This is a genomic window from Micromonospora sp. DT227 (assembly GCF_049841835.1).
Classification (GTDB): domain Bacteria; phylum Actinomycetota; class Actinomycetes; order Mycobacteriales; family Micromonosporaceae; genus Micromonospora.
In genome coordinates this window covers 321,154-335,624 of sequence record NZ_JBNCLA010000003.1, presented here as the reverse complement: position 1 = coordinate 335,624, position 14,471 = coordinate 321,154, and the positions used below count along the sequence as shown (strand labels likewise).

Genomic DNA, 14,471 nt, shown 5'->3' with positions numbered 1-14,471 from the left:
CCACCCGCAGGAGAAATCCCATGATCAACCGACACCGCCGTGCGGCGTTGTGGACCTCCACGATCGCGGCGGCCACGCTCGCCGCCGGCGGCCTGGCGATGGGCGCGAACCCCGCCCAGGCCGCCGCCGGCTGCCGGGTCGACTACGCGGTGACCGCGCAGTGGTCCGGCGGCTTCACCGCGAACGTCAACCTCACCAACCTCGGCGACCCGCTGAACGGCTGGACCGTCACCTGGAACTTCAGCGGCGGCCAGACCGTCAGCCAGGCCTGGGGCGCCGACATCACCCAGACCGGCGCGTCGGTCCGGGCCGCCAACGTCAGCTACAACGGCGGTCTCGGCACGAACGCGACCACGTCGTTCGGGTTCAACGGCGGCTGGAACAACACCAGCAACCCGGTCCCCGCCTCGTTCGCGGTCAACGGTGTCCTCTGCGGCGGGGCCATCCCCACCGACCCCGGGGGGACCCTCACCCCGCCGCCCGGGCCGACGACCCCGCCGCCCTCGCCCACCACCCCGCCACCGTCGCCCACCACGCCGCCGCCGACCAGCGGCGCGGTGTACGCCGCGCCGAACGGCACCGCCGGCGCGGCCGGCACCCAGGCCAACCCCACCACGATCGCCGCCGCGATCACCCGGGTCGGCGCGGGCGGCACCGTCTACCTGCGGGGCGGCACCTACAACCTGGCCCAGACCGTCACCATCGCCGCCGGCAACAACGGCACCGCGAGCGCCCGCAAGAACCTGTACGCGTACCCGGGCGAGACGCCGATCCTCAACTTCTCCGCGATGACCGAGGACCCCGCCAACCGGGGGCTCGCGCTGAACGCGTCCTGGTGGCACGTGCGGGGGATCGTGGTGGAGCGCGCCGGTGACAACGGCATCTTCGTCGGCGGCAGCAACAACGTCATCGAGCGCACGGTGACCCGGTTCAACCGTGACAGCGGCCTGCAACTGTCCCGGATCGCCTCCAGCACCCCGCGTGACCAGTGGCCGGCGAACAACCTCATGGTCAGCGTCGAGTCGCACGACAACGCCGACTCCGACGGCGAGGACGCCGACGGGTTCGCCGCCAAGCTCACCGTCGGCACCGGCAACGTCTTCCGGTACGCGGTGTCCCACCACAACATCGACGACGGCTGGGACCTGTACACCAAGACCGACACCGGCGCGATCGGCCCGGTGACCATCGAGGACTCCCTCTCCTACAACAACGGCACGCTCAGCAACGGCACGCAGAACGGCAACGGTGACCGCAACGGCTTCAAGCTCGGCGGCGAGGACATCGCGGTCAACCACACCGTCCGGCGCACCATCGCGTACCGCAACGGCAAGCACGGGTTCACCTACAACCGGAACCCGGGCTCGATGACGATCTCCAACAACCTGAGCATCGACAACACCGAGCGCAACTTCTCGTTCGACGCGGGCACCTCGGTCTTCCGCACCAACACGTCCTGCCGCAGCGGCAGCGGGTCGAACGACAAGACGATCGGCAACGTGGACGGCTCGAACCAGTTCTGGTCCGGCGCCAACGGCTCCCGCTGCGCCGCCTATGCCGGCGCCCTGGGCTGGTCGTTCGCCGCCGACGGCCGGCTGGTCGTCACGATCGGCGGCCGGGTCGTCTCCCTCTGATCCGTTCCGCCGCCGGCGCGATCCGGGTGCGTTCGTTGTCGTCGCGGCGACAGCGAACGCACCCGGACGGACGTCGGGACCGGCTTGACAGGGTGATCAGTGGTTAGGTTAGCCTAACCTTCGTGACGAGCGGAACGATGCGGGCCGACGGCCTGCGGGGCAGTGAGCTGCGCCTGGGCTACCACGGCACCACCGTGGTGCACGACGCGGCCATCACGCTGCGGCCGGCGGCGGTGACCGCGTTGGTCGGGCCGAACGGCAGCGGCAAGTCCACGCTGCTGCGCGGGCTGGCCCGGCTGCACCCGCTCCAGCACGGCGAGATCGTGCTCGCCGACGGCACCCCGGCCCGGGCGCTGTCGGCGCGCGACTTCGCCCGCCGGGTCACGCTGCTGGCGCAGAGCCGCCCCACCCCGAGCGGCGTCACCGTCCGGGACGTGGTCGGCTACGGCCGGCACCCGTACCGGCAGCGGTGGCGGGCCGGCGACCCGGACGGCCCGGCCGCGATCGACCGGGCCATGACGGTGACCGGCGTGGCCGCCATGGCCGCCCGACCCGTCGACGCGTTGTCCGGCGGTGAACTCCAGCGGGTCTGGCTGGCCACCTGCCTGGCCCAGGACACCGCCGTGCTGCTGCTGGACGAGCCGACCACGTTCCTCGACCTGCGCTACCAGGTGGAGATCCTCGACCTGGTGCGCGACCTCGCCGACACCGCCGGCGTGGCCGTCGGCGTGGTGCTGCACGACCTCAACCAGGCCGCCGCCGTCGCCGACCACGTCGTGCTGCTGCACGAGGGTCGGGTGCGCGGCACCGGGACCCCGCGCGAGGTGTTCACCGAGGCGGCGCTCACCGAGGCGTACGGCATCCGCGTCGAGGTGACCGCCGACCCGGTCACCGGCCTGCTCACCACCCGTCCCGTCGGCCGGCACAACGTCCGCTGATCCACGTCCTGACGACAGAAGAGAAACCCATGTTGCGTACCCGTCTGACCCTGCTGGCCGCCGCCGCGACCGCGCTGCTGATCGCCGGCTGCGGCACCACCGAGGCGCCCGCCGCCGCGCCGTCCCCCTCCGACACCACCGCCACCGGCCCGGTCACCGTCACCGACAGCCGCGGCAAGGCGATCACGCTGAAGAACCCGGCCGCCAAGGTGGTCGGCCTGGAGTGGGGCGAGGTGGAGATGCTCGTCGGCCTCGGCGTGATGCCGGTCGGCGTGGCCGACCCCAAGGGGTACGCCACCTGGGTCACCGCCGCCCCGCTCGACCCGGGCGTCAAGGACGTCGGCACCCGGGGCGAGCCGAGCGTCGACGCCATCGTGGCGCTCCAGCCGGACCTGGTGGTGATGGAGGCCGAGCGCGGCGCCGCGATCGTCACCCAACTGGAGAAGTACGTCCCGGTGCTGGTCACCAAGGGCAGCGACGCCGCCGACAACCTCGCCCGGATGCGGTCCGACCTCACCATGATCGCCACCGCCACCGGACGCACCGCGCAGGCCGAGAAGCTGCTCGCCGACTTCGACGCCACGCTCGCCGACGGGCGGAAGAAGATCGCCGACGCCGGCGCGGCCGGCCGGCAGTTCGCCTTCGCCGACGGTTGGAAGGAGGGCAGCACGGTCTCCATCCGGATGTTCGGTCAGGGCGCGCTCGTCTCCCAGCTCGGCATCCAGCTCGGCCTGAAGAACGCCTGGACCGGCAAGACCGACGCCATGTGGGGCCTGGGCCAGACCGACGTCGAGGGGCTCGGCGTCCTCAAGGGACAGGACCTGCACTTCTTCTACAACGCCTCGGACGGTCAGGACGTCTTCGCCGACGGCCTCGCCGGCAACGCGATCTGGCGCTCCCTGCCGTTCGTGCAGCAGAACAAGCTGCACAAGATGCCGGACGGCATCTGGACGTTCGGCGGCACCCTGTCCGCGAAGCAGTACGTCGACCAGTTCGTCGCCGTCTACACGGCCTGAGCCCGATGATCGCCACCGCCGTACCGGAGCCGGCCACCCGGCCGGCCCCGGTCGGGCCGCCGCCGGCCCGCCGCCGGGTCGCCGGCGCGTTCCTGCTCGCCGCCGCGCTGCTGGTCGCGGTCACCGCGGTGCACCTCACCCAGGGCACGTCGTCGGTGGGCGCGCTCGACCTGCTCCGGCTGCTCACCGGCGCGGACGACGAGACCGCCCGGGTGCTTGTCGCCTCCCGGCTGCCGCGCCTGCTCACCGGCCTGGCGGTCGGCGTGGCGCTCGGGTTCGCCGGCGCGGCGCTCCAGTCCACCACCCGCAACCCGCTCGCCTCGCCGGACACGCTCGCCGTGAACGCCGGCGCCCACCTGGCGATCGTGACCACCGCCGCGTTCGGCATCGCGCTGCCGGCGCTGCCCGCCGGCGGACTGGCGTTCTGCGGCGGGCTGGCCGCCGCCGCGCTGGTGATGCTGCTGTCGGCCGGCGGCCAGGCCGCCACCACCCGGCTGATCCTCGCCGGCTCGGCCACCGCGATGGCGCTCGCCTCGCTCACCATGCTGCTCCTGCTGCTGTTCGAGCAGGCCACCATCGGGCTGTTCGCCTGGGGCAACGGCTCGCTCGTGCAGGGCGACCTGGTGGCGGTCACCCAGCTCGGCCCGGTGATCGTGCTCGCCGCGCTGCTGCTGGTCGCGCTCGGGCACCGGCTGGACCTGCTCGCCCTCGGCGACGACACCGCCACCGTGCTCGGGCTGGACGTGCGCCGGACCCGGCTCGTCGTGGTGCTGCTCGCGGTGCTGCTCTCCGCCGCGGCGGTCACCCTCGCCGGCCCGATCGGCTTCGTCGGGCTCGGCGCGCCGGTGATCGTCCGGCTGCTCGGCAGGTGGGTGCCCGAGGTGCACCGGCACCGGGTGCTGCTGCCGCTGGCCGGCCTGGTCGGCGTGATCATCGTGCTCGGCTCCGACGTGCTGCTGCGGGCCGTGCTCGGCGGGCAGGCCGGGGTGGAGGTGCCCACCGGCGTGGTCACCACGCTGTTCGGCGCGGTCCTGCTGGTCTGGCTGGCCCGCCGGCACCGCGACGCCGGGCCCACCCGGCAACCCCCGGCCGGCCACGCCGCCGTCCGCTCCCGTGCCGTGCACACCACGGTCGTCACGGTCTGCGCGGTCGCGGTCGTCGCGGCGCTGGTGGTGGGCATGCTCGCCGGGGACACGGGGGTGCTGCTCGGCGACATCGTCAACTGGCTCCGGGGGCGCACCGGGCCGGCGTACACCTTCGTGCTGGACGCGCGCTGGCCGCGCGTCGCGGCGGCGCTGCTGGCCGGCGCGGCCCTCGCCCTGGCCGGCACCATCGTGCAGGCGGTCTGCCGCAACCCCCTCGCGGAGCCGGGCATCCTCGGCATCACCGGCGGCGCGGGGATCGGCGCGGTGGCGCTGCTGACGTTCGCCCCGACGGCCGGCGTGCTCATGCTCTCCGGCGCGGCCGGGCTCGGCGCGGTGGCCGCGTTCGCGCTTGTCTACGGGCTGGCGCGGCGGCGCGGGCTGAACTCCGACCGGCTCGTCCTGATCGGCTTCGCGGTCTGGCAGGGTGGCGCCGCGGTCATCACGTTCATCGTGGTCTCCTCCGACCCGTGGAACACCGGCAAGGCGCTGACCTGGCTCTCCGGCTCCACCTACGGGCGCACCGCGCCGCAGGTGCTGCCGGTGGCGCTGGCGCTGCTGGTCGCCGTCGGAGTGGTGGCCGCGGTACGCCGGGAACTGGACCTGCTGGCGCTCGACGACGACACGCCCCGGGTGCTCGGCGTCCGGCTGGAACGCGCCCGGCTGGTCGCGCTCGGCCTGGCCGCGCTGCTCACCGCCACCGCCGTGTCGGCGGTCGGCGTGATCGGCTTCGTCGGCCTGGTCGCGCCGCACGCCGCGCGGGCGCTGGTCGGCGGCCGGCACACCCGCGTGCTGCCGGTGGCGGTGCTGCTCGGCGCCACGCTGGTCAGCCTCGCCGACACGCTCGGCCGCACCGTCATCGCCCCGGCGCAGGTGCCCGCCGGCCTGGTCACCGCGCTGATCGGCACCCCCTACTTCGTCTGGCTGCTGTGGCGCTCCCGCGCCGCCGCCGGCGTCCACTGAGCCCGAGAGGAAGTCACCATGACCAGCACCCTGGCCGCCACGCCGTGGCGCGTGTTCACCGTCGAGGTCCGCGCGTTGCGCCGGCTCGGCCCGTCGTTCCTGCGCGTCACGTTCACCGGACCGGACCTGGACCGGTTCGCCGACAACGGCTACGACCAGCGGATCAAGCTGGCGCTGCCGCTGGTGGACGGCGGCGCGGCGGAACTGCCCGACGGACCGGACTGGTACCAGCGGTGGCGGGACCTGCCGGCGGAGGAACGCAGCCCGATCCGCACCTACACGGTCCGGGCGGCCCGGCCGGCGGCGTACGAGATCGACGTGGATCTGGCGCTGCACGGCGACGGCGGCCCGGCCACCCGGTGGGCCCGCCGCGCCCGCCTCGGCGACCGGCTCGCGCTTGTCGGCCCGGACGCCGGCTGGCCGGGTGGGCACGGCGGCGTCGAGTTCCGGCCGCCGGCCGGTGCCACGCTGCTGCTCGCCGGCGACGAGACCGCCGCGCCGGCGATCTGCGCGATCCTGGACCGGCTGCCGGGCGACGCGCACGGCCACGCCGTGGTGGAGGTGCCGGCGGTGGGGGACGAGCTGCCGTGTCGCGTCCCGGCCGGCGTGACGGTGACCTGGCTGCCCCGGGCCGGCGCCCCGCACGGCAGCCGGCTCACCGAGGCGGTGACCGCCCTCGCCGCCCGGCTGTTGCCGCCGCCGACCGGGTCACCGGCCGGCCCGCCGCCGGCCGAGGTGGACGTCGACCGGGAAATTCTCTGGGAGGTGCCGGAGCGGTCGGCCGACGCCACGCTCTACGCCTGGCTGGCCGGCGAGGCGGCGGTGATCCGGGGCCTGCGCCGGCACCTGGTCACCGACCGTGGGCTCGACCGTCGGGCGGTGGCGTTCATGGGCTACTGGCGGGCCGGTCGGGCCGAGTACTGACCGGTCAGTCGCGCAGCGTCTCGTGCGGCGGCCGGCCGTACGCCTCGCGGTAGGCGGCGGCGAAGCGGCCGGGACTGGTCCAGCCCCAGCGGCGGGCGATGCCGGCGACCGTCTCGCCGCCGCCCGACTCGGCGGCGAGCAGCTCGCGGTGGGCGCGGGCGAGGCGGACCCGGCGGAGGTAGGTGAGCGGGCTGTAGCCGAGGTGCCGTTGAAAGGCGGCCTGGAGTCCGCGTGGGCCGACGCCGCAGGCGGAGGCGACCTGGGCAACGGTGACCGGCTCTGCGGCGTGCTCGTCCAGGTATGCCTGCGCGCGACGGACGACCGAGGGCGCGACCCGGCGGGGCTGCGGCACGTAACTGCTGGTCATGGTGGTGTTCGGGAAGGCGGTGAGCGCGGTGGCCGCGGTCAGGTCGGCCAGCGACACCTGGACCAGCGGCTGGTCGAGGCTGTCGTCGCCGGTGGCGGACATCCGGTAGAGGAACGCCGACAGGTGCGCCCAGGCCCGGGCCATGGCCGGCGACACCGGCGCGAGAGCGAGGAAGCGGAACGTGTGCGGTGCCGCTTCCACCCGGCCGGCCGCGACGTGCGCCACCAGCTCCATCGGCAGGCGGACCGTGGTGGCCACCGAGTCGGTCCAGTACAGCACCGACCGGCGCAGCGGATACCGGCCGACGCCGCCGGCCGGCAGCAGCAGCTCCTCGTCACCGTCGACGAAGCGGAACCGGCCCCGGACCACGTGCATGGCAAGGAAGTCGGAGTACGGCCCGGCCTCCGCCCGGGCGTCCATGGAGTGCGCGGCCCGGATGAGGCCGAGCGGCCCGGCCTGCACGCCCCGCCACGCGAAGTGGAAGTCGCGTCGGGTCCCCCGGAAGTGTGGACGGTGCTCGCCGCACGCCTCGCTGATTGCCCGGCGGGCGACGTCCGGGTCCCGGGTGGACAACTCGAACCGCCGTGCCGGGCGGTCGTCCGTCACCGATCCCGCCCCGGCGGCGCCGCCACTCCCGCCGCGCGCAGCGTGTCGCCGGGGTGGCAGCCGTACGTCTCGCGGTACGCCTGGGCGAACCGCCCGGGGTGGGCCCAGCCCCAGTGGCGGGCGGTGCCGGCCACGGTCTGTCCCGGTCGGGCCTGCGTCAGGTCCTGGTGTGCCCGGCGGAGCCGGACCGCGCGCAGGAACGCCATCGGGCTCTGCCCGTGGTGCTGCCGGAACGCGGCCTGCAACGAGCGGGGGCCGACGTCGCAGGCCGCCGCGATCTGCGCGACGGTCAGCGGTCGTGCGGCGTGCGCCTCGATGAACTCGGCGGCCCGGCGCACCGACGCCGGGCGTACGGACGGTGGGGCGGGCAGGTAGGGCAGCGTCATGGTGGTGTTCGGGAACACCGACAGCGCGGTGCCGACGGCCAGGTCCACCAGGCCGGCGCGGATCAGTGGGCTGGCCGACACGGCGTCGTCGGTGAGCTGGTGCCGGAGGAACGCCGCGGTCGACTGCCACAGCGTCGCCATCGTGGGGGACAGCGGCGCGAGCGCGGTGAAGCGGAACGCGGCGACGGGCAACCCGGTGCGGGTGGCGGCGACCACCGCGATCCGGGGCGTCGGCAACCGGACGACGGAGGCCGCCACGTCGTCGGCGAGCAGCGTGAAGGACACGTCGGGATAGCGGCCGGTGGTGCCCGGGCCGAGGTGCAGCTCGTCACCCCGGTGCAGGAAGCTGTACCGGCCGCGTGTCACGGTGAGCGCCGCGAAGCCGGGATAGGGCGAGTTCTCGGATCGGGCGGAGAGCGTGTACCGCACCTCGTCGAGGTGGAGTTCGTCCGCGCCCCGGGTCTCCCGACGGTAGCGGAAGCGATCACGGGAACCGGAGATCCGGGCCCGGTGGGCACCGAACCGGCGGGCCATCAGGTGGTGCGCGTGCTCGGGGTCGTCCGTCTCCACCACGTCGCGGTCGGCCGACTCCGGTCGGCACGTCCATTGCCCGGTCACGTGTCACCTCCCGCTGCACCGTTCCGGCGTTCGTACGCCTCATTGAACGGGTCACTTGCCGGAGGGCAACGGCCCGACACGAACGGATGCACCGCCTAAGACACGCCGAGCGAAACAGCCGATCCACTTTCCGTAATTCACCGACCGGTTTGCGAACACGGGCGCGATGCGACGGGTCGGATCGATTCATCGGCCGGCAACACGATATCCGCTCCACACTCCACGTTCCCGTCGTAGGACCGATCAGGCCGGGAGAAAACGACAATGTGGTTACGCAGTGCGACGGGCGAGATTGTCGGGTAGCTGACTGTTCGGACGTTCCGGCGGGCGTCGTCGCCCGGTTCTAGCGTCTGCCCTGTCCGAGCCGTTGCACCCGGCCCGGCGCAGACGGCCGGCCGATCGGAGTCAGGCGACGATGCCGACCCCGATCGGCCGGTCCCCGCCCCGCAAGGATCGCGGACCGGTCGGGTGCTCACCGCCGGGAGGAGGTGCGGATGAGGGGCGTCGAGGCACCGGTCGCCGTAGCCGGGACTCCGGCTGCCGGCGACGTGCCGTCCCGGTGGCGGGTCGCCGGGCGCGCGGTGGCGGCGCTGCTGCGCCGGGACCTCACCGAGCGCCGTGGCCTGCGTGTGCCGTTCCTGCTGGACCTGGTGTTCGGCGTGTTGAACCTGCTGGCGTTCCTGTTCGTCTCCCGGGTGCTCGTCCCGCACCCGGGCGCCGGCTTCACCGGCCCCGGCGGCTACTTCGACTTCGTCGCGGTGGGCATCGTGTTCCTGCTGGTGCTCCAGTCCGCGATCGTGCAGGTGGTCACGCGGGTGGCCGCCGAGCAGCGGGACGGGATGCTGGAGCTGTGGGCGGCGCAGCCGGTGCCGGGCTGGTCGCTGGCGCTGGGGCTGGTGGCGTACCCGTTCGCGTTCGCGCTGCTGCGCGCCGGCCTCTACCTGGGCCTGCTGGCCGGCGTCCTGGGCCTGCACGTCGCCGACACGTCCTGGCCCGGGGCGGTGGTGATGCTGGTCCTCGCCGTGCTGGGCGCGCTGCCGTTCGGAATGGCGCTGATGGGCCTCACCGTGGCGGTCGGGTACGGCGACCCGGCGGCCCGGCTGTTGGTGGTGGCGCTGTCGTTCCTGTCCGGTACCTACTTCCCGATCTCGGCGCTGCCCGGCGTCCTGCACCCGGTGTGCGCGGTGCTGCCCACCCGGGTCGCGCTGGACGGGCTGCGGGCCGCGCTCGCCGGCGGCGACTGGGGCCGGGCCGCCGGGCCGCTGGCCGTCGCCGCCGCGGTGCTGCTGCCGCTCGCCGCCTGGATCTTCGACCGTGCGCTGTGGCTGGCCCGGCGCAGAGGGGTGCTCACCCGTGACTGACCTGATCCCGCGTCCCACCGCCCGCGACGTGGCGTACGGCGTCGTGCTGGGCCTGGACCCGGCAGCGCCCACGCCGGCTGCCCGGTCCGGTCCGGCGCTGCCGCCGCTGGTGGCCCTGGAACGGGCCGTGCTGCCGGCGCTGCGCCGGCCGCCCTGCCTGGTCAGCTTCTCCGGCGGGCTGGACTCCTCGCTGGTGCTGGCCATCGCCGCCCGGGTGGCGCGGCGGGAGGGGCTGCCCGACCCGGTGCCGGTCACCTGGCGGTTCACCGACGCGCCCCGTGCGCAGGAGACGCCCTGGCAAGCCAAGATCATCGCGGAGCTGGACCTGACCCGGCAGTGGCAGATCCTCCAGGCCGGTGACGACCTGGACCTGGTCGGGCCCGTCGCCCGGCGGCTGCTGACCCGGTACGGCCAGGTGCACCCGCCGGACCGGCACCTGCACCTGCCGATCGTGGAGCTGGCCCGCGGCGGCGCGCTGCTCACCGGCGTCGGCGGCGACCCGATTCTCGCCGGTTGGCGGCGGCGTCCGGCCTCGCTGCGGGCCCGGCTCAGCCGGCTCCGGGCCGGGCTGCGACGCCGGCCGCCGGATCCGCTGCCCTGGCTGCGCCCGGAGGTGGCCCGGCAGGCGCGCCGCGCGTTCGTCGCCGAGCGGCGCGCCGAGCCGCACCGGCTGGCGGCCCGGATCGCCTGGCACCTGCGTCGCCGGGACCTCACCATGACCCGGGTCGGCCTGGCCGCGATCGCCGCCGACCACGACGTGCTGGCCGTGGCGCCGCTGCTGGACGAGCGGTTCGCCGCCGCGCTGGCCGCCCGTCACGGCCGGCTGCGGTCCCCGTCCCGCCAGGAACTGCTCGCGGCGGTCGCCGACGCCGCGCTGCCCCCGGTGATCATCACGCCGCGTCGCAAGGCCACCCTCGACGAGGTGTTCCTCCGGGCGGCCACCCGCGAGCTGGTACGCGCCTGGGACGGCAGCGGTGTCGACGACTCGCTCGTCGACGTGGCGGCACTGCGTCGGGAGTGGTCGCGCCGGCGGTTCGACTCCCGCACGGCGGCGCTGGTGCAGCAGGTGTGGTTGGCCGGTCTGTCGGCCACCGAGGGACGACCCGATCTGGAGGCGCCGAGATGACCAGTGAACCGTCCGTGTTGTACCGGGTCCGTGGCGACCGGGTCGCGTGGCGGACCAACGGCGACGAGACGGTGCTGCTGGATGTCGGGCAGTCCGTCTACTTCGCGCTGGACCGCGCCGCCACCGCGCTGTGGCCGTATCTGGTGGCCGGCGCCTCCACCGCCCAACTGGCTGAGGTGCTGGTCGGGCACGCCGAGGTCGAGCGGGAGCGGGCGGTCGCCGATGTGCGCTCGTTCCTGGCCGACCTGGAGGCCGCCGGGCTGCTCGAACGGGTCTGACCCCGGTCAGGGCAGCCAGGCGGGCGGCACGGGTCGGCGCAGGATCTCCGCCAGCTCGTGCCGGTGCGGGTCGGGGTCGCCGTCCAGCCAGGCATGCGCGTGGAAGCCGGTGCCCGGCGCGCTGACCCCGATCACCACGGTCCGCAGCACCCGCCGCCGGGCCAGGAAACGCTGGCGCACCAGCGCGCTCTCCAGGCAGTTGCCGCCGCCGCGTCGCAACGCCTGCCGGACCAGCGCGTCGGTGCCGCCGGGCGGCGGCGCGGACAGGCGCACCGCGCCCAGCCCGCCGCGGGCGAGCTGCCGACGCACCCGCCGACAGGCCAGCAGCGTCCACGCCACCAGCGCCAGGCCCAGCGGCCCGTGCCGGCGGATCACCCGGGCCAGGGCGCGCAGCGCGCGTACCGGGTCAACCATGACGCCGCCGCGCGGTCCGCAGTTCCCGCACCCCCCGGGGCAGCCGCCGGACGTGCCGCCAGGTCCGGCGGGTGTACGCCCGCAGCAGACGCCACCGGCCGCCGCGCGCCGCCGGATCGGCCTGCCGGAGGTACGCCGGTGCCGGCAGCGCCAGCCGGGCCAGCAGGCGCAGCCGGCGCAGCCACGGGCCGGGCAGTTCCACCGCGCCGGCCAGCCCGACAGTGGTGGGGGTGGCGCGTCGGGCGGCGAGCCACATCGACGCCGGCTCGGCCGTGGCGGGCAGACCGAGCCGGTCGGCGACCGCCGCGCCGGCCGGCCGCAGCCGCATTCCGACGGTGAACGCCGGGACGGCGTCGCAGCGGGTGGCCAGTCGACCGGCCCCGACCCAGGCGGACGGCGGCAGCACCGCCAGCGCGCGCTCCAGGTCGTGCACGGGTTTGTCGCTGTCTCCCGGGCAGGCGGCGTGCAGCGCGGCCAGCAACGCGGTCCCGGCCTCGTCGGGGACGAGGACCCGCCCGCCGGCCAGGTCGAGCGGCTCGGCCGGGCCGCGCAGCGCCCGCCACAGCGCGTCCGGGTCGCCGACGCCGGCGAAGCCGCGGTGCAGGTCCACGGTCAGCGGCAGCGCGCCGGGGGCGGTGAAGGGCTGTTCGTGCCAGGACGCCGCGACGTCGTACGGTTCGGGCGGCAGCGTCGGGCGGTAGCCGGCGGCGTGCAGGGCGTCCCGAACAGCGGGCACGGTCTCCGGCGCGACGAGCAGGTCCACGTCGCCGTAGACCCGGTCGACGCCGAGCCGGTGGGCCAGGCCGGCGCCCTTGAGCAGCAGGCAGTCGACGCCGTGCCGGCGCAGCAGGTCGCTGGTGGCCACCGCGAGGGCGTCCAGGGCCAGGCAGCGCACCGCGAGGCCGGCGGTCACGACCGCGCCCCGACGGATCCGGGGTGGCGTCCAGGAGCCGCCGGGGTGACGCCCGGTGCGGTCCGGTCGCGGAGACGGAGCAGCGGTGACATCGAACGCGCCTTCCGAGTCGGATTCACATTCATTGATACCGAACAATCTCCGATATACCACTTCACCCTGCTCGGAGTTCCCCGGGGGCGGACCGGCCGTCGCTATCCGGCCTGTCCGTGCGGTTTCCGTACCGGTCCTGCCGCCGGGTCCCGGCGCGCGACTCGTTCGCCGGTTTCCCCCGGCCCGGCTCGCTAGGATCGACAGGCCATGCTGCGACTGCACGATGCCGGGCGCGCCTTCGGACGGCGCGCGATCTTTTCGGGCCTCGATCTGGAGGTCGCGCCCGGCGCCCGGCTGCTGCTCACCGGCGGCAACGGCGCGGGCAAGACCACGCTGCTGCGCTGCCTGGCCGGCGTCCTCACGCTGAGCCGCGGCCGGGCCACCGTCGCCGGTCACCCGGTCGGCTCGCGCGCGGCCCGTCACCTGGTCGGTGTCGCGCTCGCCCCGGAGCAGACGCTCTGCGGCGGGCTCTCCGCGCACGACAACCTGATGCTGGTGGCCCGGATGCGCCTGCCCACCAGCCGTGCCGCCGACGCGGTCGCCCGGATCGAGGAGGAGTTCGCCATCACCGCGTACGCCCAGCAGCCGGCGAACCGCTGCTCGGCCGGCATGCGGGCCCGGGTCAGCGTCGCCCGCGCCCTGCTCGGCGACCCGCCGGTGATCCTGCTGGACGAGCCCGGCCGGTCCCTCGACGCGACGGCGCGGGCGCTGTTCTGGGCCGCGCTGGACCGCCGTCCGGAGTCGACGGTCGTGCTCGCCTCGCACCTGCCCGAGGACCGGTCCCACTGCGACCGGACCCTGGCCATGCCGATCCACCACTGACCAGCCCTGCCCTCGTGGGGGAGGTGTGTGGCGTGCGGCGTCGACGATTCCGCACCGCAGCGCCAGTTGTGCTTCCTGCGTCTGTGGCAGGCCGGGCTGATCTGGGTGCAGTGCAAAGCGGTGGGTGGAACGGCATGAACGTCAAACGGGCGCGGAGACAGCCATGCCGTTCCACCCACTCGGCCTGCGCGTCATGAGTGGAACGGCATGGACGTCAAACGCCGGCCGGTTCGTTGTCGTCATCGAACCTTCCCTGTCCGCCTGACGAGTAGAGATTTCGGCATCCGGCGGGCACTTTCGTACCAAGATCTCGAAGCGCCTACCGGGTCCAGTGGCGGCGAGCGTGGTCAGCCCTGCTCGTCACCGTCGGTAGGGCGGGGCGGGCGGTGGTGCCGGGCCCACTCGTCCACCTCGTCCGCGTCCCAGACGTTCATGCCGATCAGCCGGGCGAGCGGCTCGGGAAACCCGGGCCGGCGGGTGATCTGAAGGACCCGCTGACGCGATACGCCGAACAGGGCGGCCAACTCGCCGGGCCCGTACAGGCGTGGTCGTCTCACCGCCCGAACGTATGCACGACCTGTACTGTGCATTTGTCACTTACAGATTGACAACCCATCGGGATTGCGGTGGAGTGGTTCCAGGCCCCCGCCCCCAGCTGGAGGCGATGCCCGGTGGGGCGGGGTGCCGTCCGACCAGGCCGCCCATCCCAGGAGGCCAGACGTGCAGCGTCATGCCCCGCTCAAGCCCCTCTGGATCTGCACCGCGTGCGCCCACCCGTGGCCGTGCGCTAGGGCCCAGGTCGAGTTGGCCGCCGACTACTTCGGTGAGACGACCTGGCTCGCCGTCGACATGGCCGAGCTGCTGTACGAG

14 protein-coding genes are annotated in these 14,471 nt (G+C 74.6%); 9 read left to right on the top strand and 5 right to left on the bottom strand.

The genetic code is table 11. The features are described from left to right. The first annotated feature begins 20 nt into the window (after positions 1 to 20). From ACLQ2W_RS13805 to ACLQ2W_RS13785, 5 genes are all read left to right on the top strand, one after another. On the top strand, positions 21 to 1,634 hold the full coding sequence (locus tag ACLQ2W_RS13805) for a cellulose-binding domain-containing protein (RefSeq protein WP_425786731.1): 1,614 nt from the start codon (positions 21 to 23) through the stop codon (positions 1,632 to 1,634). A 137-nt stretch (positions 1,635 to 1,771) separates the two neighbouring features. Continuing rightward, positions 1,772 to 2,572 carry an ABC transporter ATP-binding protein gene (locus tag ACLQ2W_RS13800; protein WP_425786965.1) on the top strand — a complete coding sequence of 267 codons (801 nt, stop codon included), beginning with the start codon at positions 1,772 to 1,774 and terminating at the stop codon, positions 2,570 to 2,572. A 29-nt stretch (positions 2,573 to 2,601) separates the two neighbouring features. After that, positions 2,602 to 3,588 (top strand): ABC transporter substrate-binding protein, encoded by a 987-nt coding sequence (locus tag ACLQ2W_RS13795; protein ID WP_425786730.1) that lies wholly within the window; start codon positions 2,602 to 2,604, stop codon positions 3,586 to 3,588. A 5-nt stretch (positions 3,589 to 3,593) separates the two neighbouring features. Further along, a complete protein-coding gene (locus tag ACLQ2W_RS13790; RefSeq protein WP_425786729.1) occupies positions 3,594 to 5,693 on the top strand; it encodes an iron ABC transporter permease in 2,100 nt (699 codons plus the stop codon). A gap of 18 nt (positions 5,694 to 5,711) precedes the next feature. Beyond that, the gene (locus ACLQ2W_RS13785; protein ID WP_425786728.1) at positions 5,712 to 6,617 is read left to right on the top strand and encodes a siderophore-interacting protein; all 906 of its coding nucleotides are present in this window, start codon (positions 5,712 to 5,714) and stop codon (positions 6,615 to 6,617) included. A gap of 4 nt (positions 6,618 to 6,621) precedes the next feature. Here the strand turns inward: ACLQ2W_RS13785 and ACLQ2W_RS13780 are convergent, their stop codons facing one another. Together ACLQ2W_RS13780 and ACLQ2W_RS13775 are read right to left on the bottom strand one after the other, a co-directional pair. Then, positions 6,622 to 7,590: an AraC family transcriptional regulator gene (locus ACLQ2W_RS13780; RefSeq protein WP_425786727.1), complete on the bottom strand. Its 969-nt coding sequence runs from the start codon at positions 7,588 to 7,590 to the stop codon at positions 6,622 to 6,624. Then, positions 7,587 to 8,594 (bottom strand): AraC family transcriptional regulator, encoded by a 1,008-nt coding sequence (locus tag ACLQ2W_RS13775; RefSeq protein ID WP_425786726.1) that lies wholly within the window; start codon positions 8,592 to 8,594, stop codon positions 7,587 to 7,589. Before ACLQ2W_RS13775 ends, ACLQ2W_RS13780 begins: the two co-directional genes overlap by 4 nt. 494 nt (positions 8,595 to 9,088) lie before the next feature. Here ACLQ2W_RS13775 and ACLQ2W_RS13770 point away from each other — a divergent pair, with 494 nt between their 5' ends. Genes ACLQ2W_RS13770 through ACLQ2W_RS13760 form a run of 3 tightly spaced genes read left to right on the top strand, consistent with a single transcriptional unit; the run spans position 9,089 to position 11,359 of the window. After that, positions 9,089 to 9,955 carry an ABC transporter permease gene (locus ACLQ2W_RS13770; RefSeq protein ID WP_425786725.1) on the top strand — a complete coding sequence of 289 codons (867 nt, stop codon included), beginning with the start codon at positions 9,089 to 9,091 and terminating at the stop codon, positions 9,953 to 9,955. Next, positions 9,948 to 11,081 carry an asparagine synthase-related protein gene (locus tag ACLQ2W_RS13765; protein WP_425786724.1) on the top strand — a complete coding sequence of 378 codons (1,134 nt, stop codon included), beginning with the start codon at positions 9,948 to 9,950 and terminating at the stop codon, positions 11,079 to 11,081. The genes ACLQ2W_RS13770 and ACLQ2W_RS13765 overlap by 8 nt, the downstream gene beginning before the upstream one ends. Beyond that, the gene (locus ACLQ2W_RS13760) at positions 11,078 to 11,359 is read left to right on the top strand and encodes a PqqD family protein (RefSeq protein ID WP_405089857.1); all 282 of its coding nucleotides are present in this window, start codon (positions 11,078 to 11,080) and stop codon (positions 11,357 to 11,359) included. Before ACLQ2W_RS13765 ends, ACLQ2W_RS13760 begins: the two co-directional genes overlap by 4 nt. A gap of 6 nt (positions 11,360 to 11,365) precedes the next feature. Here ACLQ2W_RS13760 and ACLQ2W_RS13755 read toward each other — a convergent pair whose 3' ends face one another. Continuing rightward, positions 11,366 to 11,773, bottom strand: coding sequence for a lasso peptide biosynthesis protein (locus ACLQ2W_RS13755; RefSeq protein ID WP_425786723.1), 408 nt, complete (start codon positions 11,771 to 11,773; stop codon positions 11,366 to 11,368). Continuing rightward, positions 11,766 to 12,686, bottom strand: coding sequence for a nucleotidyltransferase family protein (locus tag ACLQ2W_RS13750; protein ID WP_425786722.1), 921 nt, complete (start codon positions 12,684 to 12,686; stop codon positions 11,766 to 11,768). The genes ACLQ2W_RS13755 and ACLQ2W_RS13750 overlap by 8 nt, the downstream gene beginning before the upstream one ends. A gap of 300 nt (positions 12,687 to 12,986) precedes the next feature. Here ACLQ2W_RS13750 and ACLQ2W_RS13745 point away from each other — a divergent pair, with 300 nt between their 5' ends. Beyond that, positions 12,987 to 13,601 (top strand): ABC transporter ATP-binding protein, encoded by a 615-nt coding sequence (locus ACLQ2W_RS13745; protein ID WP_425786721.1) that lies wholly within the window; start codon positions 12,987 to 12,989, stop codon positions 13,599 to 13,601. 347 nt (positions 13,602 to 13,948) lie between these two features. Here the strand turns inward: ACLQ2W_RS13745 and ACLQ2W_RS13740 are convergent, their stop codons facing one another. Next, positions 13,949 to 14,158, bottom strand: a complete 210-nt coding sequence (locus tag ACLQ2W_RS13740) for a helix-turn-helix transcriptional regulator (protein WP_089155922.1) — start codon at positions 14,156 to 14,158, stop codon at positions 13,949 to 13,951. Positions 14,159 to 14,471 lie beyond the last annotated feature (313 nt).